The sequence below is a fragment of the Geodermatophilus obscurus genome, assembly GCF_900115395.1.
GTDB lineage: Bacteria > Actinomycetota > Actinomycetes > Mycobacteriales > Geodermatophilaceae > Geodermatophilus > Geodermatophilus obscurus_B.
The window spans coordinates 184,660-207,567 of record NZ_FOWE01000006.1; the positions used below are offsets into that span (position 1 = coordinate 184,660).

The following is a 22,908-nucleotide window of genomic DNA, read 5'->3' on the forward strand; positions in this document are numbered from 1 at the left end:
TGTGCCGCCCGTCCTCCGTCCGGAACCGAGAGGGAGTGCCCGTGGCCACCGTGCCCACCATCCGCCTGAACAACGGCGTCGAGATCCCGCAGCTGGGCTTCGGCGTCTACCAGATCGAGCCGCAGGACACCGTCGAGGCCGTGCGCACCGCGCTCGAGGTCGGCTACCGGCACATCGACACCGCGGAGATGTACGGCAACGAGAAGGAGGTCGGGCAGGCCGTCCGGGAGTCGGGCATCGACCGGGCCGAGGTCTTCGTCACCAGCAAGCTGAACAACGGCTTCCACCGCCGCGACGACGCGCTGCGGGCCTTCGACCAGACGCTGGCCGACCTCGGCTTCGACCAGCTGGACCTGTTCCTCGTCCACTGGCCGCTGCCCACGATCGACGTCGACTACGTCGAGACGTGGAAGGCGATGGAGGAGATCTACGCGAGCGGCCGCTGCCGAGCGATCGGCGTCTCCAACTTCAACCCGCACCACCTGCGCCGGCTGTTCGCCGAGACCACGGTGCGCCCGGCGGTCAACCAGATCGAGGTGCACCCCTACCTCGCCAACGACGAGGTGCGGGCCTTCGACGCCGACCACGAGATCGTCACCGAGGCCTGGTCGCCCATCGCGCAGGGCAAGGTGCTCGACGACCCGGCCGTCGTCACCGTCGCCGAGGCGCTCGGCCGGACGCCGGCGCAGGTCGTGCTGCGGTGGCACGTGCAGCGCGGCGACGTCGTCTTCCCGAAGTCGGTGACCCGCGAGCGCATCGAGCAGAACTTCGCGATCTTCGACTTCGAGCTCGACGAGGGGCAGATGGCCACCATCAGCGCCCTCGACCGCGGCGAGCGCACCGGGCCGGACCCGGACACGTTCGACTACATCCCCCGCTGACGCCCGCGACGGCCGCCACCCCGACCGGGGCGGCGGCCGTCGTCCTCGGGACCCCGGACGCGGCGCACGCGGCCCTGGACGGAGGCATACCGCGTATGCATACTCCGTATCCATGTCCATCCGGCACGGGCTGCTCGCCCTCCTCGAGCGCGGTCCCCGACACGGGTACCAATTGCGGGCGGAGTTCGACGCCGCCACCGGGTCCACCTGGCCGCTGAACGTCGGGCAGGTCTACACGACCCTCGACCGGCTCGAGCGCGACGGCCTGGTGGTCCAGGACGGCGCCCCGGACGCCGACGGGCGCATCGCCTACCGGCTGACCGACGACGGCCGCGTCGAGGTGGGCGCCTGGTTCCGGTCGCCGGTGACCGCCAAGGGCGCGCCGCGCGACGAGCTGGCCATCAAGCTCGCCCTGGCCGTCACCACGCCGGGTGTCGACGTGCTCGCGGTGGTGCAGGCGCAGCGCACCGGCACGATGCGCCAGCTGCAGGAGCTCACCCGGCTCAAGGCCCGGGCGCACGACGCACCCGACGAGCTCGCCTGGTCGCTGGTGCTGGAGTCCCTGGTCTTCCGCGCCGAGGCCGAGATCCGCTGGCTCGACCACTGCGAGGCGCGGGTGGTCCGCGCCGCGTCCCGCCGCCCCGCCCCCGCGGTTACCGGTGCCCCGGCCCGCCAGGGGAGCCGGCGGTGAGCGCGCCGGTGCTGGTCCTCTCCGGCGTCACGCGCGAGCACCGCCAGGGGGAGACGGTGGTCCGCGCCCTCCGGGGGGTGGACCTGTCCGTCTCGCTGGGCGAGCTGGTCGCCGTCATGGGGCCGTCGGGCTCGGGCAAGTCCACCCTGCTGCAGCTCGCCGGCGGGCTGGACACCCCGACCGCGGGCCGGGTCCGCGTGGAGGGCCGCGACCTCGCCGAGCTCTCGCGCCGGCAGGTGGCCGCCGTCCGCCGGCGCAGCGTCGGGTACGTCTTCCAGGACCTCAACCTGCTCCCGTCGCTGTCGGCGCTGGAGAACGTGGCGCTGCCGCTGGAGCTCGACGGCGTCCGCGGCGGCCTGGCCCGGCGTGCGGCGCGGGCAGCGCTGGAGGAGGTCGGCCTGGGCGTGCTCGCCGGGCGCTTCCCCGACGAGATGAGCGGCGGCCAGCAGCAGCGGGTGGCGATCGCCCGCGCACTCGTCGGCCCGCGGCGCCTGCTCCTGGCCGACGAGCCCACCGGGGCGCTGGACTCCACGACCGGCGAGCAGGTGCTGCGCGTCCTCCGCGCGCGCTGCGACGCCGGGGCCGCGGGGGTCCTGGTCACCCACGACGCCCGGCACGCCGCCTGGGCCGACCGGGTGGTCTTCCTCCGCGACGGCGTCGTCGTCGACCAGAGCGGACCGGGCGCCGGTGCGGAGTCCCTGCTCACGGGGGACGGCGCGCGGTGACCGCGCTGGCCAGCCCGCCGCGGCCGCCGGAGGCGCGCGGGCCGGCGGGGGACGGGCGCCGGTCCGGCCGGGTCGCCGGCTGGCTGGTCCGCTGGGGGCTGGCGCTGCGACTGGCCCGCCGCGACGCCCGGCGCTCCCCGGGCCGCACCGCGCTGGTGCTGCTGATGGTCGGGCTGCCGGTGCTGGTGGTCGTCGCGGGCGCCACCCTGGTGCGCACTGCCGACGTCAGCCCGGTCGAGGCGCTGCCGGGACGCCTGGGCGCAGCCGACGCTAGGATCGAGGGCCTCGCCCGTGAGCCGGTGTACGCCGACCCGGTGCTCGGCGAACCCCTCGCGATCCCCGGGGAGGACCAGGCGCCCTGGTCGGCGGCCGAGGTCTCCGCCCTCCTCCCGGCCGGCTCGGACCTGGTCGAGCGGCGGACCGGCTCCGTCGAGTACCGCACCGGCGCCGGCTACGCGCGCGCCGACGGCTCCGTCGACGACCTGACCGACCCGCTCCGCGAGGGCGCGGTCACGGTGGTCGAGGGCCGGGTGCCCGAGCGCGACGGCGAGGTGGCGGTCACCCCGGCGCTCGCCGAGCGGGCCGGCGTCGGTGACGAGCTGCTGCTGACCCGCGACGACGTGCCGGTGACCGTGGTCGGCGTCCTGCGCTCGACCGGGCTCGGGTCGTCCGCCGTCGTCCTGCCGCCGGCCTCGGCCGACCTGCTCCGCGGGGCGACGGCCGAGTTCTTCGCCGCGGTCCCCGGCGGCCTCGACTGGCCCGCGGTGCAGGAGCTCAACGCCCGGGGCCTGCTGGTGGTCTCCCGCGAGGTCGTGCTCGACCCGCCACCGGCGGAGGAGTGGCTGCCCCCGGGCGGCAGCAGCGGGAGCAGCGGCACCGCGGCGCAGACCGCCGTCGTCGCGCTCGTCGTGGCCGCGCTGCTGCTCGAGGTGGTGCTGTTGGCCGGGCCGGCGTTCGCGGTCGGGCTGCGCCGCCGGCGTCGCGACCTCGCGCTCCTCGCCGCCAACGGGGCGACGCCGGCCGACCTGCGCCGCGCGGTGCTCGCCTCGGGCCTGCTCCTCGGGGGCGGCGGCGCGCTCGCGGGGGCGCTCCTCGGGTCGGCACTGGCGTGGCCGGTGGCACCGGTCCTCGAGGACCGCTTCGACGTCACGTTCGGGCCGTTCGACGTCCCGGTCCGCGACGCGCTCGTCGTCGTCACCGCCGGGGCCCTGGCGGGACTGGCGGCCGCCTACGTCCCGGCGCGGCAGGCGGCGCGCACCGACGTCGCCGTCACGCTCGCCGGGCGCCGGGGGCAGGTGCGCTCCTCGCGGCGGCTGCCGGTGCTCGGCCTGCTGGTGGCGGCGGCCGGGCTGGTCCTCACCGTGCTCGGCGCCCGGGGCACCGAGTTCGCCGTCGCCGGCGGCGCCGTCCTGCTCGTGGTCGGCCTGCTGCTGGCGACGTCCTGGCTGGTCGGGCTGCTCGCGCCGCTCGCCCGCCGGCTGCCCGTGTCGGGGCGGCTGGCCGTCCGCGACGCCACCCGCAACCGCACGCGGACCGCGCCGGCCGTCGCCGCGGTCATGGCCACCGTCGCGGGCGTGACCGCGCTGGCCGTCGGCAGCGCGAGCGACAGCGCGCAGTCCGAGCGCGACTACCTCCCCCGGGCCCCGATGGGGGCGGCCGTCGTCACCGGCGTCGGGGGCACCGACTGGGACGCCGTCACGGCGGCGGTCGGCCGCGGGCTGCCGGGGCGCGATGTCGCCGGCATCCAGGGGGTGAGCTGGAGCGACCCCGAGGGGCGCCTGCTGCGGGTGGCCCGTCCCGGCTGCTCGGGGCCGGTCGACGACTGCGGCTGGTCCGACGACGCGGGCGTCCCCGTCGCCCTGAGCCTGGCCGACGTGCTCGTCGGCGAGCCGGGCGCGCTCGCGGACCTGCTCCCCGCGGACCTGGCCCCCGGCGTCGCGGCGGCGCTGGCGCAGGGGCGGGTCGCCGTCCTGGGGACCGGCGCGGTCGACGCGCAGGAGGTGGTCCGCCTCGAGGCGGTGCGGTACGACGAGGCCACGGGACGGCCGGAGTCCCTCGGCGCGGTGGACCTGCCCGGCGCGGAGGTGCCGCTGACGGGGAGCGCGCAGGCCGACCTGCCCGCACAGGTGTTCGTGCCGGCGTCCCTCGCCGGGCAGCTGCCCGTGCCGGTGGAGACGCTCCAGCTGGTCGCCGGGGGGCCGGACGCGCCGGTCACCGCGGCGGAGGAGACCCGCCTGCGCGAGGCGCTGGCCGCGCTGGACGCGACCGTCGGCCTGTACGTCGAGCGCGGCTGGTCCGACGACCTCTCGATCGCCCGCCTCGTCCTGCTGCTCGTGGGCGGGACGCTGGTCCTCGTCGCCACGCTGACGGCGACCGGCCTGGCGGTGGCCGACGCCCGGCCCGACGCCGCCACGCTGGCCGCGATCGGGGCGCCCCCGCGGATCCGGCGGCTGGTGGCGATGGGCTCGGCCGCGGTGATCGGCGGGTTCGGTGCGCTGCTCGGGGTGCTCGCGGGGCTCCCGCCCGGGATCGCGGTCGCGTACCCGCTCACCACCACCGACTACGGGGCGGGCGCGGACCCGGTCGTCGTCGTGCCGTGGGACCTGCTGGCCGCCGTCGCGGTGGGCGTGCCGCTGCTCGCCGTCGTCGTCAGCGGCCTGGCCGTGCGGTCCCGGCTGCCGATGACCCGGCGGGAGGTGGGCTGAGGCCCGGCGGGACGTCCTCCCTCACCGCGGCGCGTCCTCCCTCACCGCCCACCGCGAGGGAGGACGCGCCACGATCAGGTCACCTGATCGTGGCGCGGCTCCCTCAGTCCGTCGTGACGAAGTCGATGAGCTCCTCGACGCGGCCGATCAGCGCCGGCTCGAGGTCGGTCCAGGTGCGCACGCGGGCCAGGATCCGCTGCGCCCACACGTAGCCGGTGTCGTCCTCCCAGCCCAGCCGGCGGCAGACGCCGGTCTTCCAGTCCTCGCCCCTCGGCACGTCCGGCCAGGCGCGGATGCCGACGACGGAGGGCTTGACCGCCTGCCAGATGTCGATGAAGGGGTGTCCCACGACCAGGGCGTGCTCCCCGGTCACCTGCCCGGCGATCCGCGACTCCTTCGACCCGCGCACCAGGTGGTCGACCAGGACGCCGAGCCGCCGGCCCGGGGACGGGCGGAACTCCCGGACGATGCCCGGCAGGTCGTCGACGCCGTGCAGCGGCTCGACGACGACGCCCTCGATGCGCAGGTCGTGTCCCCAGACCTTCTCCACGAGCTCGGCGTCGTGCTTGCCCTCGACGTAGATGCGGCCCTCGCGCGCCACCCGGGCGCGGGCGCCGGCCACGTAGGTCGAGCCCGACGCGCTGCGGGTCGGCGTCGCCGGTCCCCTCGGCGTGGGGCGCACGAGCACCACGGGCCGGCCGTCCACCCAGAAGCCGGGGCCCAGGGGGTAGGCGCGGACCTTGCCGAACCGGTCCTCGAGGTGGACGACGTCCTTCTCGCAGCGCACGACGGCGCCGACGAACCCGGAGCTGGGGTCCTCGACGACGAGGTCGCGTTCGGCGGCCACCTGAGGCGGTGGTCTCTCCACCGTGCGCGGGTGCACCAGGTCGTCATAGGGGGAGCGGGGCGGCACCCCTCCAGGAGAGCTGATGACGGCGCGCCGGTGGTGCCGACGCGCCGGGGACGGCCGGCGGAGTGGCCTGCGACACGCCCGGGCGACGAGATCGTCACGTGGTGTCACTGGTCATCGCCAACCGATCCGCCTGCCGCAGATCCGGGACACACCGCGCTGACCTGCCCGTATGTGTGGCCGGTGGACGCTCCGCCGGGTCTCGGCCGGGACGACGCTCAGCGACCGGAGTGTCCAGTTGGATCTAGTTCGTTTCGCGCCGCCCAGACCGGACACCCCTCTCTACGACCGTTACACCTGAGCTCAGATGGGAGCGCGAAACGACGATGATCGGCACCGACACCATCAGCCGTGTGATCGGGCAGGACGTGTACGACTCGTCCGGCGACAAGATCGGCTCGGCCTCCGAGGTCTACCTGGACGACGAGACCGGCCAGCCGGAGTGGGCCACGGTGCGCACCGGTCTGTTCGGCACGAAGGAGTCCTTCGTGCCGCTCCGTGACGCCGACCTGACCAACGAAGGCCTGCGCGTGAACGTCAGCAAGGCCAAGGTCAAGGACGCCCCGAAGATCGACACCGACGGGCACCTGTCCCCGCAGGAGGAGCAGGAGCTCTACCGCTACTACGGCCTGGGCTCCGGCACCGGCACGCAGACGCAGGGCATGGCCCAGCAGGGCATGACGCAGCAGACCACCACCGACACCACGACCACCGGTACCGCCGGGATGGGCGCGGGCACGGGGACCACGGGCATGGGCACCGGCCGGGCCGACCGCGACGGTGACGGGGTCCCCGACGACCTCGAGGCCCGCCGCGGCACCGTGGGTCACGACACCTCCGGTCCGACGACGGACAACGCGATGACCCGCTCGGAGGAGCACCTGCAGGTCGGCACCCAGCAGGTCGAGGCCGGCCGGGCGCGGCTGCGCAAGTACGTGGTGACCGAGAACGTGACGCAGACCGTGCCGGTGTCGCACGAGGAGGTCCGGGTCGAGCGCGAGCCGATCACCGACGCCAACGTGGGCAACGCCTACGACGGCCCGGCGATCTCGGAGGAGGAGCACGAGGTCGTGCTGCACGCCGAGCGCCCCGTGGTCTCCAAGGAGGCCACCCCGGTCGAGCGCGTGCGCCTGGACACCCAGACGGTGACCGAGCAGCAGCAGGTCTCCGAGCAGGTGCGCAAGGAGGAGATCGAGGTCGACACCGACGGCGTCACCGGCACCACCGGCGGGGACAACCGGGGCTTCGTGCAGAAGGCCAAGGACGCCCTCGACCGCGACAACGACGGCCAGGTCGGCCGGTAACGACAGCAGCGCACCACGGCCCGGGTGACCCGGGCGCAGCACAGTCGGCGGTGGCCGGCCGGAGACCTCTCTCCCGGCCGGCCACCGTGGTGTCCGGGGTGTGACCGCGCTCGCGCGCGGGTGGGATGCTCGGCGGCGTGACCGACACGACGGCTGCACCGCCCGGGACGCCGCCCCGGATGCCGCCCGCCACCAGGCCCGGGGCCGACGGACTCCCGGGTGGGCCCGGTGAGCTGGCCTCCGCCCTCGAGGCCACCGGGTACCTGCCCGACGAGGGGCTGGCCACGGCGGCGTACCTGGCGCTGGTGATGCGCCGCCCGCTCTTCCTGGAGGGGGAGGCCGGGGTCGGCAAGACGGCGCTGGCCCGGGCGCTGGCCGAGGTCACCGGCCGGCCGCTGTACCGGCTGCAGTGCTACGAGGGCCTCGAGGCCAGCCAGGCGCTCTACGACTGGGACTTCGGCCGCCAGCTGCTGCACCTGCGCGCCGCCGAGGCGGCCCACGCCACCGGCGACACCGAGGCGCTCGAGGCCTCGCTCTACGACCGCCGCTTCCTGCTCGCCCGCCCGCTGCTGCAGGCGCTGGAGGACTCCCCGAGCGTCCTGCTCGTCGACGAGGTCGACCGGGCCGACGACGAGTTCGAGGCGTTCCTGCTCGAGGTCCTCTCCGACTTCACCATCTCCATCCCGGAGCTCGGCACCGTGCGCGCCGACGTGCCGCCCCTGGTGGTGCTGACCTCCAACCGCACGCGCGAGGTGCACGACGCGCTCAAGCGCCGCTGCCTCTACCACTGGCTGGAGCACCCCGGCTTCGACCGCGAGGTCGCCATCCTGCGCACCCGGCTGCCCGAGGTCACCGAGCAGCTCGCCCGCGAGGTGGCACGGGCGACCGGCACGCTGCGGTCGCTGGACCTGCTCAAGCCGCCGGGGGTGGCCGAGGCGATGGACTGGGCCAGCGCGCTGCACGCCCTCGGCGCCCGCGACCTCGACCCCGACCTCGCCGCCCGCACGCTCGGCGCGGTGCTGAAGTACCGCGAGGACACCGACCGCGTGCACGCCCTCGCCCGCGGAGCGCTGTTCGGTGGCGCCTGAGCGATGCACAGGAAGCTCTCCGCACGTCCCCGGGGCGAGAACGTGGGGATAGCTTCCCATGCCTCCGAGCCACGCGACGTCGTCTCCACCGTCCTGGGCTTCGCCCGCACCCTGCGCGCCGCCGGGGTCACCGCCTCCCCGGACCGCGTCGAGGCGATGCTCTCGGCGGTGTCGGTGCTCGGCGTCCTCGACGCGACCGCCGTCTACTGGGCCGGCCGGCTGACGCTCTGCGCCGGCCTCGACGACCTCGACCGCTACGACGCCGCGTTCGCCGCGTACTTCGGCGGGGAGGCGCCCCGCCGGTCCACCGCGACGTCGGCGTCCCCGCCGCCGCGGGTGTCCTCCACCGCACCGCTGGAGCAGGGCCGCGGTGCCGGCGAGGAGGGCGAGGACCCCTCCGACCTGGCCGTCGCGGCGTCCGGGGACGAGGTGCTGCGCCACCGCGACGTCGCCGACCTGACCCCGGCCGAGCGCGAGCACCTGCGGCGGCTGTTCACCCTGGTCCGGCCCGCCACCCCCATGCGGGCCTCGCGCCGGCGCCGGCCGTCCCTGCGCGGGGCGGTGCACCCGGCGCGCACCGTGCGCCGTGCCCTGCGCGACGGCGGGGAGGTGACGCGGCTGCTGCGCCGGCGGGCGCGGCCCCGGCCGCGGCGGGTGGTGCTGCTGGTCGACGTCTCGGGGTCGATGAGCCCCTACGCCGACGCGCTGCTGCGCTTCGCCCACGCGGCCGTGCGGTCGCGGCCGGCGTCCACCGAGGTGTTCACCATCGGCACGCGGCTGACGCGCGTCACCCGTGAGATGCGGCTGCGCGACCCCGACCGGGCCCTGACCGCCAGCGGCGAGGCGATCCCCGACTGGTCGGGCGGCACCCGGCTCGGCGAGGTGCTCAAGGCCTTCCTCGACCGGTGGGGACAGCGGGGGACGGCGCGCGGCGCGGTCGTGGTCGTGTGCAGCGACGGCTGGGAGCGGGGCAGCCCCGACCTGCTGCGCGAGCAGATGGCCCGGCTCCGCCGCCTCGCGCACGCCGTCGTCTGGGTCAACCCGCACAAGGGCCGGTCGGGCTACGAGCCGCTGACCGGGGGGATGCAGGCGGCCCTGCCGTCCGTTGACGCGTTCGTGTCGGGCCACAGCCTGGCCGCTTTCGAGGAGCTGTCAGGGGTGATCTCGCGTGCCTGAGGGACCCTCCTGCCCCCCGCCACCCGCAGGCTCGCGGCAGGCCCCTGCAGGTGGGCCGACGTCCGAGGTGGAGGAGCCGTCACGTGCGTGAAGTCCTGGATGACCTGGTCGGCTGGTGGCAGGCCGGGGAGACGGTCGGCATGGGGACGGTCGTGGCCACCTGGCGCTCGGCGCCGCGCCCGGCCGGCGCCGCGATGCTGGTCGGCCCCGACGGGACGGCGGTCGGCAGCGTCTCCGGCGGCTGCGTCGAGGGCGCGGTGTACGAGGAGGCCAAGGACGTCGTCGAGTCCGGCGTCCCCACGCTCGAGCGGTACGGCGTCAGCGACGACGACGCCTTCGCCGTCGGCCTGACCTGCGGCGGCATCCTCGACGTGTTCGTCGAGCCGGTGTCGCGCGAGTCGTTCCCCGAGCTGGGGGAGATCGCCGGGTCGGTGGGCCGCCACGAGCCGGTCGCCGTCGTCACCGTGGTCCGCGGACCCGACGACCGCATCGGCCGGCGCCTGGTGCTCTGGCCCGACCGCAGCTCGGGCACCCTCGGCCTGCAGCGCCTCGACGACGCCGTCGCCGACGACGCCCGCGGCATGCTCGCCGCCGGCCGCACCGGCACGCTGACCTACGGCCACGACGGCGAGCGGCGCGGCGACGAGCTGACGCTGTTCGTCTCCTCGTTCGCCCCGCCGGCGCGGATGGTCGTGTTCGGCGCCATCGACTTCGCCGCGGCCGTCGCCCGCGTGGGCGCGTTCCTCGGGTACCGCGTCACCGTCTGCGACGCGCGGCCGGTGTTCGCCACCGCCCGCCGCTTCCCCGACGCGCACGAGGTCGTCGTCGAGTGGCCGCACCGCTACCTGCAGGCCGAGGTCGACGCCGGGCGGATCGACGAGCGCACCGTGCTGTGCGTGCTCACCCACGACCCGAAGTTCGACGTCCCGCTGCTGGAGGTCGCGCTGCGGCTGCCGGTGGCCTACGTCGGCGCGATGGGCTCGCGGCGCACGCACGACGAGCGGCTGGAGCGGCTGCGCGAGGCGGGCCTGTCCGAGGCCGAGCTGGCCCGGCTGTCCTCGCCGATCGGGCTGGACCTCGGCGCCCGCACGCCCGAGGAGACCGCCGTCTCGATCGCCGCGGAGATCATCGCCGGGCGCTGGGGTGGCTCGGGTGAGCGGCTGACCGGGATCGAGGGCCCGATCCACCGGACGGCGGAGCGCTGATGGCCCTCGTGCAGGGCCCCGCCGCGAGCTTGCGAGTGGTGGGGGGCACGGGGGTCCTTACTGACGTCGACGTCGTCGGGCTGCTCGTCTCGCCGGTGCACCGCTACGACGGGCGGCCGGGCGGCGTCGTGCCCCCGCAGGACGGCGACCGGGTCGACCGCGTCGAGGTGCGCGCCGCGCACGGCATCACCGGCGACCGCTACGCCGGCCGGGCCGCGCACCGCGACGCCGCCGTCACCGTGCTCGCCGCCGAGTCGGTGGAGGCGCTGGCCGCCGAGCTCGGCACCGGCCCGCTCGACCCGCTGCTGACCCGCCGCAACGTCGTCCTGCGGGGCGCGGAGGTCGAGGCGCTGCGCGGCGAGGTGTTCTCCCTCGACTGCGGGGAGGGCGTCGTCGTCCTGCGCGGCGGGCGGCCGGCCAACCCCTGCGCGTGGCTGGACACCGTGCTGGCGCCGGGCGCGCACCGGGGCATGCGCGGCCGCGCCGGGATCCGCTGCGCGCCCCTGACCGGCGGCGTGCTGCGGCTCGGCCCGGCCGTGCTGCGGAGCGCGGTGCCGCTCGACCCGGCGCGGGCAGGGGAGGCCCGCCGTCCGGCGCTGCGCCCGCGCGGCTGACCCGGTCCCCCCGTCCGGGGGTGGCCCCGGTTCCACCCGCCTCCGGACGATGGCCCATCCGAGGACGTGCCGTCGAGCAGCGGCGGCCGGGAACGGGAGGGTCGATGAGGACCAGGGCAGCCGTACTGCGGGACATGCACCAGCCGTTCGAGATCGTCGAGCTGGAGCTGGACGAACCGAAGGCCGGTGAGGTGCTGATCCGCTACGTCGCCGCCGGCCTGTGCCACTCCGACGAGCACCTGCGGCACGGCGACATCGTCCCGCAGTTCCCCATCGTCGGCGGGCACGAGGGGGCCGGGGTCATCGAGAAGGTCGGGCCCGGCGTCACCCGCCTGCAGCCCGGCGACCACGTCATCTGCTCGTTCCTGCCGGTGTGCGGGCACTGTCGCTGGTGCTCGACGGGCAAGTCGAACCTCTGCGACATGGGCGCCTCGATCCTGATCGGCAACCTCCCCGACGGCACCTACCGCTTCCACGACGACGACGGCAACGACTACGGCGGCATGTGCATGCTCGGCACGTTCTCCGAGCGCGCCGTCATCAGCGAGAACTCCGCGGTGAAGGTCGACCCCGACCTGCCGCTGGACAAGGTCGTGCTCATCGGCTGCGGCGTCCCCACCGGCTGGGGCGCGGCGGTGCACGCGGCGGAGACCGAGGCCGGCGACACGATCGTCATCTACGGCATCGGCGGGATCGGCATCAACAGCGTGCAGGGCGCGGCGCTGGCCGGCGCCCGCAACGTCGTCGCCGTCGACCCGCTGCCCAACAAGCGCGAGGCCGCCGAGCAGTTGGGCGCCACGCATTCCTGCGAGACGGCCGAGGAGGCCCAGGAGCTGGTGCAGCAGCTGACCCGCGGGGTCGGCGCGGACAAGGCGATCATCACCGTGGGCGTCGTCGACTCGAAGGTCGTCTCCGACTCGGTGAACGTCATCCGCAAGGGCGGCACGGCGGTCATCATCGGCCTCGCCGACCCGACCAAGCCCAACATCGAGCTCAACAGCGCCATGCTCACGCTGTTCGAGAAGACGGTGAAGGGCAGCCTGTTCGGCTCCGGCGACCCGTTCCACGACATCCCGAAGATGGTCGAGCTGTACCAGTCCGGCGACCTCAAGCTCGACGAGCTGATCACCCAGACGTACACGCTCGACCAGGTCAACCAGGGCTACGAGGACCTCGTCGCCGGCAAGAACATCCGCGGCGTCATCAGGTACGACACCCCGCCGCTGGAGGGCGCCCCGGCCTGAGCGGTCCCGGGCCGGGGTCTGCACACTGGTCGTCACGACCGGCGGGCGGACCCCGGCCGCACCCTCCCGAGAGGAGTCGCGTGGCCGACCCCACCGCGCCGCACCCGGTCATCGGCCTGCGCCGGGAGCGCGAGGTGCTCACCGTCGCGCTGCGGACCAACCGGCACGTCGTCCTCGAGGGACCGCCGGGGACCGGCAAGTCCACGCTGCTGCGCTCCATCGCCGCCGACGTCGGCCAGGAGGTCGTCTTCGTCGAGGGCAACGCCGAGCTGACGCCGGCGCGGCTGATCGGCCAGTACGACCCCGCCGCCGTCCTCGCCGACGGCTACGTGCCCGGCAGCTTCACCGACGGGCCGCTGCTGACGGCGATGCGCGGGCACGGGCTGCTCTACCTCGAGGAGCTCAACCGGATCCCCGAGGAGACGCTCAACGTCCTCATCACCGTGCTCACCGAGGGCGAGATCACCGTGCCCCGGCTCGGCCACGTGCGGGCAGCCGCCGGGTTCCGGCTGATCGCGGCGATGAACCCCTTCGACGCCATCGGCACCGCGCGGGTCGGGCAGGCGATCGCCGACCGGATGTGCCGGGTGGTGCTCGGCTACCAGGACGCCGCGGCCGAGCGGGCGATCGTCGGGGCCGTCACCGCGGCACCGCCGGCCCTCATCGGACTCGCCGTCCGGCTGGTGCGGGCCACCCGGGAGCACCGGGACGTCCGGATGGGGTCCTCGGTGCGCGGCGCGACCGACCTGGTCCTGCTGCTCGGCGGCCTGCTCGACGTCCGCGGCCAGTCGGGCCTCGGCGCCGAGGGCGCCCGGGAGACCGCGCGCGACGCCGCCTACGCCGCCCTGTCGGGCCGGATCCGCATCACCGACGGCGTCGAGCGCACGGCCGAGGCGGTCATCGACGAGATCCTCGACGGCGTCTGGCCGGAGGAGGGGCCTCCGCCACCGGACGGGGGAGACCCGCCGGCCGAGTCCCCGGGCGGTGACGACCAGGGAAAAGGTGAGGGCCCGCCGGAGTCCCCGGCGGGCCCCGACTCCGCGTCCTCGCTGCGCCGGGACCGCCGCTCGGGCGGCGGCCGGCGGCAGACCAGCCGGCGGGAGATGGCGGCGCGGCACGAGGCGTTCGAGGAGGTCAGCCCCGAGGTCGGCGAGCTCGACGAGGAGGCCTTCGCCGCGCTGATGGCCGAGGACGCCGACGCCGCTGCCGCGCTGCTCACCGACCTCGCGGCCGCCACCGACCGCGACCTGCGCTCGGCGGCCCAGCGGCTGGCCGGGCGGGTGTTCGTGCAGGTCGGGCGCGTGGGCCGCACGCGGACGCGGGGCACGCGCCGGCTGGTGCCCGACCGCCGCGGCGACGGCGACCTCGACCTCGACCGCACGCTGGACCGCTGGGCCGTCGGGACGCCGCTGGCCGAGGGGGACCTCGTCACGCGCCGCTGGACCGGGCACCGGCGGTCGGTGTGCCTCGCCGTCGACACGTCCGGCTCGATGACCGGGCTGGGGGTGGCGATCGCGGCGGTGGCGGCGGCCGGCGTCGTCCTCACCGGGGACGAGCGGCTGCGGACCGGCCTGATCACCTTCGGCCGGGAGGTCGACGTGGTGCAGCGGCCGGGTCAGCGCCGCGCCGCCGAGGACGTCGTCACGCACCTGCTGGGCCTGCGCGGGCACGGGATGACCGACCTCGCCGCAGCGCTGCGGGCCGCCCGCCTGCAACTGGCCGCCCAGGTGGCCGACGAGCGCGTCGTGGTGCTGCTCTCCGACTGCCTGCACACCACCGGGGACCCGCCCGAGTCGGCGCTGGGCGGCATCGACCGGCTGCACGTGCTGTGCCCGCTGCCCACCCCCGAGGCCGAGCAGGCCGCGCGGGAGCTGGCCGGGCGCGGGGGCGGCACCGCGCAGATGGTGCGGACGCTGCGCGACCTCGGTCCCGCGCTCACCCGCCTGCTCGGCTGATCGCCGCGACGAGTGGGGGCCGGAGGCCTCTGCGAGGAGTGGCGGGTGGGGCTCAGCTGCGGTCGGGTACGGCACCTGGCCGCGGTGCGGTCCGGTAGGACCGCGGTGTCACGGCAGCAGGCCGAGCCCCCGGGCGCGGACGACGGCCTCGAGCCGCGTGTGGGCGTCGAGCTTGGTCATGGCCGAGCCGAGGTAGCTCTTCACCGTCTCCGGGCGCAGGCACAGGCGGGCGGCGGTCTCCCGGTTGCTGCAGCCCAGCGCCACCTGCGTGAGGACGTCGACCTCCCGCGCCGACAGGTGCACCGGCGGCGGCGGTGTGTCCGGTGCCGCTCCCAGGGCCGCCAGCCGTCCGCACGCCGACAGCAGGCGGTCGCGCAGCGCGGCGTCCGCGGTGGTCTGCGCGGCCAGCCGCAGCTCGGCGTGCACCGCGCGCACCTCCTCCCACCGCGCCGGGTCGCCGGGCGCGGCGGGGGCGGCCGGGGCGGCGGCGACCAGCGCCAGCCGGCGGTCGACCTCGTCCCGGACGGAGAGCTCGGCGGCCGCGCGGGCGGCGGCGCGGACCAGCGCGTCGCGCACCCGGTCGCCCACCGACCCGCCCTCGCGGCTGGCCGCGTACAGGACCGCCCGCCCGTGCCCGCCGACGAGCACCGGTGCCGCGGCCACCGTGCACAGCCCCTCGGCGAGCACCGGGCCGTCGTACTCGTGGGTGATGTCGAGGGCCTGCCCGTAGTCCTCGACGCCGGCCGGCCGGCCCTCGCTGAGCACCCGCCCGCCGAGCCCGGCACCCGAGCGCACCCGCAGCCCCTGCAGGTGCCGCGTGCGGGCCCCGACGAGGTGCCCGATGCAGAGGTCACCGTCCTGCACCGGGCCGGCGAAGACCACGCCCATGCCCGAGCGGGCGTGTACCTCGCGGACGGCGGCGCGCAGGACGTCGCGGTCGTCGGGACGTGTCGTCGCCGGGAGGGACACCGGGCCTCCTCACGCCTCCGGCACCACGGTGGGCCGGGTCACGTCGTCGCAGGTCGGGACGGTGGGCCGGTCCCCCCGGGCGCCGTCGTGCCCCGCCCCGTGCGGCGGGCGGGGCGCGACGGCGCGGCGGAGGGCTGCCGGCTCAGCGGTCGGCGTCGGTGTAGACGACCATCCCGCGGATGTTCTTGCCGTCGCGCATGTCCTGATAGCCCTGGTTGATGTCCTCGAGCGCGTACTTCGTGGTGGCGAGCTCGTCGAGCTTGAGCTGGCCCTCCTGGTACAGCGCGAGCAGCTCGGGGATCGCCGCCCGCGGGGCCAGGCCGCCGAAGATGGCGCCCTGCAGGTCCTTCTGCAGCAGCGTGAGCTCGAAGAGGCTGAGCTTGACGTCGGTGTTGGCGTAGTTGCCCATCCCGGTGACCACCGCCCGGCCGCCCTTGCCGGTGAGGCTCAGCGCGGTCTGGATGTCCTCGCCCTGGATGTCGCCGACGGTGATGATCGTCTTGTCGGCCATGCGGCCCCAGGTCAGCTCGTTGACCTTCCCGGTGGCCTCCTCGGCCGACTCGAAGGTGTGGGTGGCGCCCATGTCCATCGCCCACTCGCGCTTCTTCGCGACCGGCTCGATGACCATGACCCGCTTCGCTCCTGCCGCAGCTGCGCCCTGGACGGCGTTCATGCCGACGCCGCCGGCGCCCATGACCACCACGTTCTCGCCCGGGCGGACGTCGGCGACCTTGGTGGCCGACCCCCAGCCGGTGGTGACGCCGCAGCCGACCAGCGCGGCGATCTCCAGCGGGATGTCGGGCTCGACCTTCACCACCGACGCCTGGTGCACGGTGATGTAGGGCGAGAACGTGCCGAGCAGGCACATCGGGATGACGTCCTTGCCGCGCGCCTGCACGCGGTAGCTGCCGTCGGAGATCGACGTCCCGGCCAGCAGGTTGGCGCCGAGGTCGCAGAGGTTCTGCATCCCCTTCGAGCACGGCGGACACTGCCCGCACGCGGGGATGAAGGCGGTGACGACGTGGTCGCCCTCCTGCAGCCCGGTCACGCCGGGGCCGACCTTCGTGACGACGCCCGCGCCCTCGTGGCCGCCGATGACCGGGTAGAACGCCACGGGCGTGCCGCCGGTGACCAGGTGCTCGTCGCTGTGGCAGAGCCCCGAGGCGGCCAGCTGGACCTGGACCTCACCCGCCTTCGGGTCGCCGAGCTCGATCTCCTCGATCGACCACTCCTCGCCCACGCCCCACAGGATCGCGCCCTTGGTCTTCACCCGGTGTCCTTCCGTCAGTGCCGTGTCACCGCCCGTCGCCGTCGACGGGCCGCCGCGTCGGCTGTGCGCCGCGCCACACTGTCGGTCCGGCACCGGGTGCCGTCAAGCGCACGGCAACGGTTGCGCCGCCGGGGCCGTCAGCGGGCGGGGTCGACCGTCACGGAGGTGAAGGGCAGGTGCGGCTCCACGGCCGGGAAGACGACGAACAGCAGCAGGGCGCAGGCGGCGAGCGCGAGCAGCAGCGCCAGCACCGAGCGGGTCGCCGTCCCCCCGGGGAGGGAGTGCCAGATCCAGCGGTACACGCGGGTCCTCAGTCCTCGGTCAGGGCCGGCGGCCCGTCGGGTGCGTCCGCCCGCGTCACGCCGGGACCGTCGAGCACGGCGTGCACGACCAGCCGCTGCCGGGCGGAGTAGCGCGGGTGGCAGGTGGTCAGCGTCAGGTAGGAGCCGGTGGGGGCGGCGTCGGCCGCGCCGCCGGGGGTCGGCGCGATGACGTCGATGCGGTCCGGCGTCACGATCTGCCGGCCGGGGACGCCCTGGGGGTCCTGCCCGTCGGCGAGCACCCGGTAGGTGAACCAGCCGTCGGCCACCTCGACGACGATCGGGTCGCCCGACTGCAGCGCGTCGAGCTCCAGGAACGGCGAGCCGCGCCCCACCCGGTGCCCGGCGACGGCGACGTTGCCCGGCTCCCCGGGCAGCGCCGTCCCGACGTAGTGACCCGGCCCCTGGGCCAGCTGCTCCTCGGCGGTGCCCTCCAGCACCACCCGCGACCAGTCCTCGCCCAGCCGCGGCACGTGCAGCACCGCCAGCGGCTCGCCCACCCCGGGCGCGGCCGGCGCGCCGGGGACGCCGACCACCGGGGCGTCGGCCGACCAGCCGGTGCGCAGCTCGTCGGCCAGCCGGTCCTGCTCGCGGGCGGCGAACAGCCCCGTCACCCACAGCTCGTAGACGACGAACAGCAGCAGCACGATGCCGGCGGTGAGCAGGGTCTGACCCAGACCGCTGACCAGCGTCCGCCAGCGGTCCCGGCGGGGGCGGCCGTACCGGTGCCACTCGGGAGGCGATGCGACCGCGGACGGTGATGACATGACCACGCAACGATGCCAGGCGGGCCGCGGGAACGGGGTCCGGGAGACTGGCGGCGTGTCGCGCCTGCCCGTGGTCGTCGTCGGCGCCGGCCCGGTCGGCACCACCGCCGCCCTGCTGCTGGCCCGGCGCGGGTGCCCGGTGCTCCTGCTGGACCGCCGGCCCGCCCCGCCCGCCGTCCCGCGGGCGGTGCACCTCGACGACGAGGCGCTGCGGGCGCTGGCCGACGCCGGCGTGGTCGAGGAGTTCCTCGCCGTCAGCCGGCCGATGGCCGGGCTGCGGCTGGTCGACGCCGGGCACCGGGTGCTCGCCGAGTTCCGCCGCGAGGCGGGCGCGGGCCGGCACGGCTGGCCGCAGGCCTCGATGTTCCACCAGCCCGACCTCGAGGCGGTGCTGCGGGCCGCCGTCGACCGCACGCCGGGGATCACGTCGTGCGCCCCGGCCGACGTGGTCGGGCTGGCGGAGGGGGACCGGTCCGTCACGGTGACGACGGCCGACGGTGCCTGCCTGGAGGCCGCGGCGGTGCTCGGCTGCGACGGTGCGCACAGCACCGTGCGGCGGCTGGTGGGCGGGCGGATGCGCGACCTGGGCCGGCCCGACCGGTGGCTCGTGGCCGACCTGCGCTCGCCGGCGCCGCTGCCGGTCTGGCCGGGCGTCCAGCAGGTGTGCGACCCGGCGCGCGCGGCGACGTTCATGCCGGTCAGCGGCGACCGCTACCGGTTCGAGGCGCGGCTGCGGCCGGGAGAGACCGCGGCCGGCCTCGCCGCCGACCTGCCGGCGCTGCTGGCCCCGTTCGGCGCCGAGCGGGCCGAGGTGGTCCGCGCCGCGGAGTACGTCTACCGGGCGCAGGTCGTCGACCGGTGGCGTCGCGGCCGGGTGCTCCTGGCCGGCGACGCCGCGCACCTCACCCCGCCGTTCGTCGGCCAGGGCCTGGGGCTGGGCCTGCGCGACGTGCACCAGGTGGCGTGGAAGCTGGCCGCCGTCGTGTCCGGGGAGGCCGGGGAGGACCTGCTCGACACCCACGGGGCCGAGCGCGGCCCGCACGCCCGCACGCTGGTCCGGCTCGCCGCGCTCGTCGGGCGGCTGATGACCGGCGGGGGAGCGGGCGCCGTCCCGGTGCGCCGGACGGTGCTGGCCGCCGTCGGGCGGGTGCCGGCGCTGGCCGCCTACGCCACCGACAGCCGGACGCCGCCCCTGCACCGCGGCCCGCTGGTCGACCGGGGCGGCCGGGCTGGGCGCCGGCTGGTCGGCACCCTCGTGCCGCGGGCCCGGGTCCGCGTCGACGGGCGGGAGTGCCGGCTCGACGACGTCCTCGGCACCGGGACGGCCGTGCTCGCGGCGGTCGCGGCCGGCCGGGTCGCCGTCACCGCGGGCGGGCGGCGCACCGAGGCCGACGACGTCGACGGCGTGCTCACCGCGTGGCTGCGCGCCGGGCGGGCGCGCTTCGCCGTCGTCCGTCCCGACCGGGTGGTGCGTGCGGCGGGCTGAGTGGGTAGGGGCCGGTCATGCAGATCGACAAGGCACAGATCCTCCAGCTGCTGCAGTCCCAGGGGCAGGACGACAAGGCGCAGCAGGCCGACCAGGAACTGCCCGGTCAGGTCGACACCGACCAGCACGCGGGCATCCTGCAGAAGCTCGGCCTCGACCCGATGGACCTGGTCAAGATGCTCGGCGGTGGCGGTGGCGGCGGGGGCGGCGGCCAGGGCGGCGGCATCGGCGGCGCGATCGGCGGCATCCTCGGCAGGTAGCCAGGACCCTCCCGTGCACTTCCGCGGATCTGCACCGTGCAGGTCCGCGGAAGTGCACATCCCCGTGACCGCCGCACCGGCCGGTGGTCACGCCGGGACACAGGCACCCCCTAGCGTGTGATGCACGGCGGCCAGCGAGGACGAGACGTTCCGCGGCGGGTTCGTCGCCTCCCTGGGCAAGCCGTGGGCCTGGGCGGACGGACTGCAGCACTTCCCCGTCCACCACGAGGTCTGGTCCCGCGACCTCCACCAGCACGCGACCGCCCTGATCGCGATGGGCGACGAGGCGGCCGCCGAGCGCGCGCTGGACCACCTCTGGACGGTGCAGCAACGCCCCGACGGGTCTGCCAGGACTGACCGGGACCGGCCTCCCGGGCACGTCCGCGGACGGGCCCGGACCGGGCGCCCGTGAGCGTGCACCCGTCGGGGCTTCCGCCCCACCCGGGACCCCGACGGGTGCACAGCCGGCGACCGCGTCAGGCCTCGGCGATGCGCTTGACGGCGGCCAGCGTCGCCGGGATGCCCTCGTGCGCCGCCCGGGTCCGCGCCTGCACCTGGGCGGGCGCGTCGTCGCCGTAGCGCTCCGCCATGAACGCCAGCCCGTCGGGCAGGAACGCCCACGACTCGGTGAGCCGGGTGCCGCCCCCGACCGGCTCGAGCGTGTAGCCCCAGCGCGCCCGCGAGCCGCCGACCAGCCAGGCGAACTCCCGGCCGCGGTCGGCCGCGGCCACCAGGCTGCGCGTCTCCCACGTCCGCTCCGGCGTCACGTTGCGGCCGGTGAACCAGTCGCCCACCCGCCCGGTCGCGCCCTCGTCCCACCAGCAGGCCACGCAGACCGGGCTCCACTCACCGGTGCGGGTCACGTCGCTGACGAGGTCGTAGAGCTCCTCCGGGCCGACGGCGACGACGACGGAGTCCGAGTGCGTCAGGTCGGGCATGCCGCCGAGTCTGCCGTCGGCCGTGCTCGGCGGCAGACTCGGTGGCGATGAGCACCCTGAGCACGGCCTACGACGTCGCCGCCGTCCGGGCGGACCTCCCCGCGCTGGCCGCCGGCGCCGCGCACTTCGACGGGCCCGGCGGCTCGCAGGTGCCGCGCCAGGTCGCCGAGGCGGTGGCCGCCACCCTCACCTCGCCGATCGCCAACCGCGGGCAGGTCACCGCGGCCGAGCGCGCCGCCGACGCGATCGTGCTCGCCGCCCGGGCCGCCGTGGCCGATCTGGTCGCGGGCGACCCGGGCGGGGTCGTGTTCGGCCGGTCGATGACCGCCCTGACCTACGAGTTCTCGCGCACGCTGGCCGCCGGCTGGGGCCCGGGCGACGAGGTCGTGGTCACCCGGCTCGACCACGACGCCAACGTGCGGCCGTGGGTGCAGGCCGCGGCCGCGCGGGGGGCCACCGTCCGCTGGGCCGACCTCGACCCGGCCACCGGCGAGCTGACCCCCGAGGCGCTCGGGACCGTGCTGTCCGACCGCACCCGGCTGGTCGCCCTGACCGGGGCGAGCAACCTCATCGGCACCCGCCCCGACGTCGCCGCGCTCACCGCCCTGGCCCACGGGGCCGGGGCGCTCGCCTACGTCGACGGTGTGCACCTGACCGCGCACGCGCCGGTCGACGTCGCCGCGCTCGGCGCCGACCTCTACGCCTGCTCGCCGTACAAGTTCCTGGGCCCCCACCTGGGCTGCCTCGTCGCCGCGCCGTCGCTCCTGGAGACGCTGCACCCGGACAAGCTGCTGCCCTCCACCGACGCCGTCCCCGAGCGGTTCGAGCTCGGTACGCTGCCCTACGAGCTGCTGGCCGGCACCACCGCCGCGGTCGACTTCCTGGCCGCGCTCGGCGGGACCGACGGCGACCGGCGCGCGCGGCTGGTCGCGGGCATGTCCGCCGTCGAGGCGCACGAGGACCGGCTGCGCGAGCGCATCGAGGCCGAGCTCGCGGAGCTGCCCGGGGTGACGCTGTGGTCGCGGGCGCGGCACCGGACGCCCACCCTGCTGCTCACCGCCGCCGCCCGGCCCGCCGCCGAGGTGTCCCGGGCGCTGGCCGCGCGGGGGGTCAACGCGCCGGCGGGCAGCTTCTACGCGATCGAGGTGTCCCGGCGGCTGGGGCTCGGCGACGCCGGCGGGCTGCGGATCGGCCTGGCGCCCTACACCGACGACGCCGACGTCGACCGCCTGCTCGAGGGGTTGCGCGCCGAGCTCGGCAGCGCCTGACGGGGAACGGGACCGACCGCCTCGGGGGGCTGCGGACGGGCACGACGCGAGCTACCGTCAGTGACCGACCACGCACGGGGGGGTCGCCCTCGGTCCGTCGACGCCTGTCCGCGCGGAAGGTCGGTCATGCCCTCCCCGTCCCCTGCCGTGCTCCCGTGAGACTCGAGCTGCGGCACGCCGACGTCGTGACGTGCATCGCCGCCGCCGGCAGCATCTCCGCGGCCGCGGCGGAGATGTCGGTGCCCCAGCCGAGCCTCACCACCCAGCTGCGCCGGATCGAGCGGGTCCTGGGCGGGCCGCTGTTCGTGCGCTCCCGGACCGGCGTCTCGCCCACCCCGCTCGGGGAGCGGCTGATCCCGATGATGGCCGACCTCGTGCGCCGGTCGGAGGCGATCGTGCTGGCCGCCCGGGACCGGACGCCGGTGCTGCGCCTGGGCGTGCCCGAGTGGACGCCGGTGGCGCTGCGCCGGGCCGTCGACGCCGCGCTCCCGGGCGTGGAGGTCCAGTCGACGACGCTGCGCGCCGGCACCGCCGTGGCCGCCGTCGCCCAGGGCGCGCTGACCGCCGCGCTGCACGTCCGGGCCGACCCCGACGGCGGGTCACGGCCGGGACCGGCCGAGGGCACGCGCAGCGTCGTGGTCGGGGCCGAGCCGGTGTGGCTGGCGCTGCCGGACGAGCACCCCTGGGCCACCCAGCCCGCCGTCGTCCCCGAGCAGCTCGGCGAGCTGCGCTGGGTGCTGCGGGCCGGCGACTCCTGGTTCGGCCCGGTCGAGACCTGGCTGATGCGCCGCTTCGGCGTCGTCCCCTCCCCGGTGGTGCACCGGGCCGGCGGCCAGCGCGAGGCGCTGGAGTGGGTGGCCTCGGCCTCGGTCGCCGCGCTGGTGGGCGGGGCGGCGTCCGCGCCGGGCGTGACGGTGGTGCCCCTGCCGTCACCGGCCGTGCTCGAGGTGGTGCTGGTGCACCGCGACGACGGGCTCGCCGAGCCGCTGCGCGGCCGGCTGGTCGGTGCGCTGCGGGGCCACTGGTCCGGGTGGGCGCACGAGCGGCCGCCCTACGGGCGGTGGCTGCGCGACCACCTGCACGAGCACCCCGAGCTCGCCGGGTCCCTCGGCGGGCTCCGCTGAGGCCGGCC

At 76.3% G+C, this 22,908-nt stretch carries 21 protein-coding genes; 15 read left to right on the plus strand and 6 right to left on the minus strand.

Annotation, left to right across the window (positions count from 1 at the left end; translation table 11 throughout):
- Window positions 1–41: 41 nt before the first annotated feature.
- The 4 genes from BM165_RS13390 to BM165_RS13405 all read left to right on the plus strand — a co-directional run bounded on the left by BM165_RS13390 (window position 42) and on the right by BM165_RS13405 (window position 5,002).
- The gene (locus BM165_RS13390) at window positions 42–881 is read left to right on the plus strand and encodes an aldo/keto reductase (protein WP_075014030.1); all 840 of its coding nucleotides are present in this window, start codon (window positions 42–44) and stop codon (window positions 879–881) included.
- A gap of 112 nt (window positions 882–993) precedes the next feature.
- Window positions 994–1,572, plus strand: coding sequence for a PadR family transcriptional regulator (locus tag BM165_RS13395; protein ID WP_075014031.1), 579 nt, complete (start codon window positions 994–996; stop codon window positions 1,570–1,572).
- On the plus strand, window positions 1,569–2,297 hold the full coding sequence (locus tag BM165_RS13400; RefSeq protein ID WP_075014032.1) for an ABC transporter ATP-binding protein: 729 nt from the start codon (window positions 1,569–1,571) through the stop codon (window positions 2,295–2,297). Before BM165_RS13395 ends, BM165_RS13400 begins: the two co-directional genes overlap by 4 nt.
- Window positions 2,294–5,002: an FtsX-like permease family protein gene (locus BM165_RS13405; protein ID WP_075014033.1), complete on the plus strand. Its 2,709-nt coding sequence runs from the start codon at window positions 2,294–2,296 to the stop codon at window positions 5,000–5,002. The genes BM165_RS13400 and BM165_RS13405 overlap by 4 nt, the downstream gene beginning before the upstream one ends.
- 103 nt (window positions 5,003–5,105) lie before the next feature.
- On the opposite strand, the gene BM165_RS13410 is transcribed toward BM165_RS13405, so the two are convergent.
- Complete coding sequence (locus tag BM165_RS13410; RefSeq protein ID WP_075014034.1) at window positions 5,106–5,915, minus strand: DUF3097 domain-containing protein; 810 nt, start codon at window positions 5,913–5,915, stop codon at window positions 5,106–5,108.
- A gap of 323 nt (window positions 5,916–6,238) precedes the next feature.
- Between BM165_RS13410 and BM165_RS13415 the strand changes: the two genes are divergently transcribed.
- From BM165_RS13415 to BM165_RS13445, 7 genes are all read left to right on the plus strand, one after another.
- A complete protein-coding gene (locus BM165_RS13415; protein WP_075014035.1) occupies window positions 6,239–7,216 on the plus strand; it encodes a PRC and DUF2382 domain-containing protein in 978 nt (325 codons plus the stop codon).
- A gap of 137 nt (window positions 7,217–7,353) precedes the next feature.
- Window positions 7,354–8,304 (plus strand): AAA family ATPase, encoded by a 951-nt coding sequence (locus tag BM165_RS13420; protein ID WP_244274217.1) that lies wholly within the window; start codon window positions 7,354–7,356, stop codon window positions 8,302–8,304.
- Window positions 8,305–8,307: 3 nt separating this feature from the next.
- On the plus strand, window positions 8,308–9,480 hold the full coding sequence (locus BM165_RS13425) for a vWA domain-containing protein (protein ID WP_083427330.1): 1,173 nt from the start codon (window positions 8,308–8,310) through the stop codon (window positions 9,478–9,480).
- An 83-nt stretch (window positions 9,481–9,563) separates the two neighbouring features.
- Window positions 9,564–10,685: an XdhC family protein gene (locus BM165_RS13430; RefSeq protein ID WP_075014036.1), complete on the plus strand. Its 1,122-nt coding sequence runs from the start codon at window positions 9,564–9,566 to the stop codon at window positions 10,683–10,685.
- Window positions 10,685–11,299, plus strand: a complete 615-nt coding sequence (locus tag BM165_RS13435) for an MOSC domain-containing protein (RefSeq protein WP_083427331.1) — start codon at window positions 10,685–10,687, stop codon at window positions 11,297–11,299. The genes BM165_RS13430 and BM165_RS13435 overlap by 1 nt, the downstream gene beginning before the upstream one ends.
- 104 nt (window positions 11,300–11,403) lie before the next feature.
- Window positions 11,404–12,543 carry an NDMA-dependent alcohol dehydrogenase gene (locus tag BM165_RS13440; protein ID WP_075014037.1) on the plus strand — a complete coding sequence of 380 codons (1,140 nt, stop codon included), beginning with the start codon at window positions 11,404–11,406 and terminating at the stop codon, window positions 12,541–12,543.
- Between the two features lie 80 nt (window positions 12,544–12,623).
- Entirely contained in the window at window positions 12,624–14,498 is a 1,875-nt protein-coding gene (locus BM165_RS13445; protein WP_075014038.1) for an AAA family ATPase, read from the plus strand.
- A 108-nt stretch (window positions 14,499–14,606) separates the two neighbouring features.
- Here the strand turns inward: BM165_RS13445 and BM165_RS13450 are convergent, their stop codons facing one another.
- The 4 genes from BM165_RS13450 to BM165_RS13460 all read right to left on the minus strand — a co-directional run bounded on the left by BM165_RS13450 (window position 14,607) and on the right by BM165_RS13460 (window position 17,824).
- Window positions 14,607–15,467: a response regulator transcription factor gene (locus tag BM165_RS13450; protein ID WP_075014039.1), complete on the minus strand. Its 861-nt coding sequence runs from the start codon at window positions 15,465–15,467 to the stop codon at window positions 14,607–14,609.
- 142 nt (window positions 15,468–15,609) lie between these two features.
- Window positions 15,610–16,737 (minus strand): NDMA-dependent alcohol dehydrogenase, encoded by a 1,128-nt coding sequence (locus tag BM165_RS13455; protein ID WP_075014040.1) that lies wholly within the window; start codon window positions 16,735–16,737, stop codon window positions 15,610–15,612.
- A gap of 137 nt (window positions 16,738–16,874) precedes the next feature.
- On the minus strand, window positions 16,875–17,039 hold the full coding sequence (locus BM165_RS24775; protein ID WP_177225192.1) for a hypothetical protein: 165 nt from the start codon (window positions 17,037–17,039) through the stop codon (window positions 16,875–16,877).
- Window positions 17,040–17,047: 8 nt separating this feature from the next.
- On the minus strand, window positions 17,048–17,824 hold the full coding sequence (locus tag BM165_RS13460) for a class E sortase (protein WP_083427364.1): 777 nt from the start codon (window positions 17,822–17,824) through the stop codon (window positions 17,048–17,050).
- Window positions 17,825–17,879: 55 nt separating this feature from the next.
- On the opposite strand from BM165_RS13460, the gene BM165_RS13465 reads away from it, so the two are divergent.
- A complete protein-coding gene (locus BM165_RS13465; protein WP_075014041.1) occupies window positions 17,880–19,310 on the plus strand; it encodes a bifunctional 3-(3-hydroxy-phenyl)propionate/3-hydroxycinnamic acid hydroxylase in 1,431 nt (476 codons plus the stop codon).
- 17 nt (window positions 19,311–19,327) lie between these two features.
- Complete coding sequence (locus BM165_RS24295; RefSeq protein ID WP_075014042.1) at window positions 19,328–19,570, plus strand: hypothetical protein; 243 nt, start codon at window positions 19,328–19,330, stop codon at window positions 19,568–19,570.
- A gap of 476 nt (window positions 19,571–20,046) precedes the next feature.
- Here the strand turns inward: BM165_RS24295 and BM165_RS13475 are convergent, their stop codons facing one another.
- On the minus strand, window positions 20,047–20,508 hold the full coding sequence (locus tag BM165_RS13475; RefSeq protein ID WP_075014043.1) for an SRPBCC family protein: 462 nt from the start codon (window positions 20,506–20,508) through the stop codon (window positions 20,047–20,049).
- 47 nt (window positions 20,509–20,555) lie between these two features.
- Here BM165_RS13475 and BM165_RS13480 point away from each other — a divergent pair, with 47 nt between their 5' ends.
- Together BM165_RS13480 and BM165_RS13485 are read left to right on the plus strand one after the other, a co-directional pair.
- Entirely contained in the window at window positions 20,556–21,776 is a 1,221-nt protein-coding gene (locus BM165_RS13480) for a cysteine desulfurase-like protein (RefSeq protein WP_075014233.1), read from the plus strand.
- Between the two features lie 155 nt (window positions 21,777–21,931).
- Entirely contained in the window at window positions 21,932–22,900 is a 969-nt protein-coding gene (locus BM165_RS13485) for a LysR family transcriptional regulator (protein ID WP_075014044.1), read from the plus strand.
- Window positions 22,901–22,908: the final 8 nt, after the last annotated feature.

Excerpts from the sequence above, each read along its gene's own strand:
- BM165_RS13440 (WP_075014037.1), top strand. The coding sequence starts at position 11,404 with ATGAGGACCAGGGCAGCCGTACTGCGGGACATGCACCAGCCGTTCGAG.
- BM165_RS13475 (WP_075014043.1), bottom strand. The coding sequence starts at position 20,508 with ATGCCCGACCTGACGCACTCGGACTCCGTCGTCGTCGCCGTCGGCCCG.
- BM165_RS13480 (WP_075014233.1), top strand. The coding sequence starts at position 20,556 with ATGAGCACCCTGAGCACGGCCTACGACGTCGCCGCCGTCCGGGCGGAC.
- BM165_RS13425 (WP_083427330.1), top strand. The coding sequence starts at position 8,308 with ATGCACAGGAAGCTCTCCGCACGTCCCCGGGGCGAGAACGTGGGGATA.
- BM165_RS13395 (WP_075014031.1), top strand. The coding sequence starts at position 994 with ATGTCCATCCGGCACGGGCTGCTCGCCCTCCTCGAGCGCGGTCCCCGA.
- BM165_RS24295 (WP_075014042.1), top strand. The coding sequence starts at position 19,328 with ATGCAGATCGACAAGGCACAGATCCTCCAGCTGCTGCAGTCCCAGGGG.
- BM165_RS13460 (WP_083427364.1), bottom strand. The coding sequence starts at position 17,824 with ATGTCATCACCGTCCGCGGTCGCATCGCCTCCCGAGTGGCACCGGTAC.
- BM165_RS13435 (WP_083427331.1), top strand. The coding sequence starts at position 10,685 with ATGGCCCTCGTGCAGGGCCCCGCCGCGAGCTTGCGAGTGGTGGGGGGC.
- BM165_RS13415 (WP_075014035.1), top strand. The coding sequence starts at position 6,239 with ATGATCGGCACCGACACCATCAGCCGTGTGATCGGGCAGGACGTGTAC.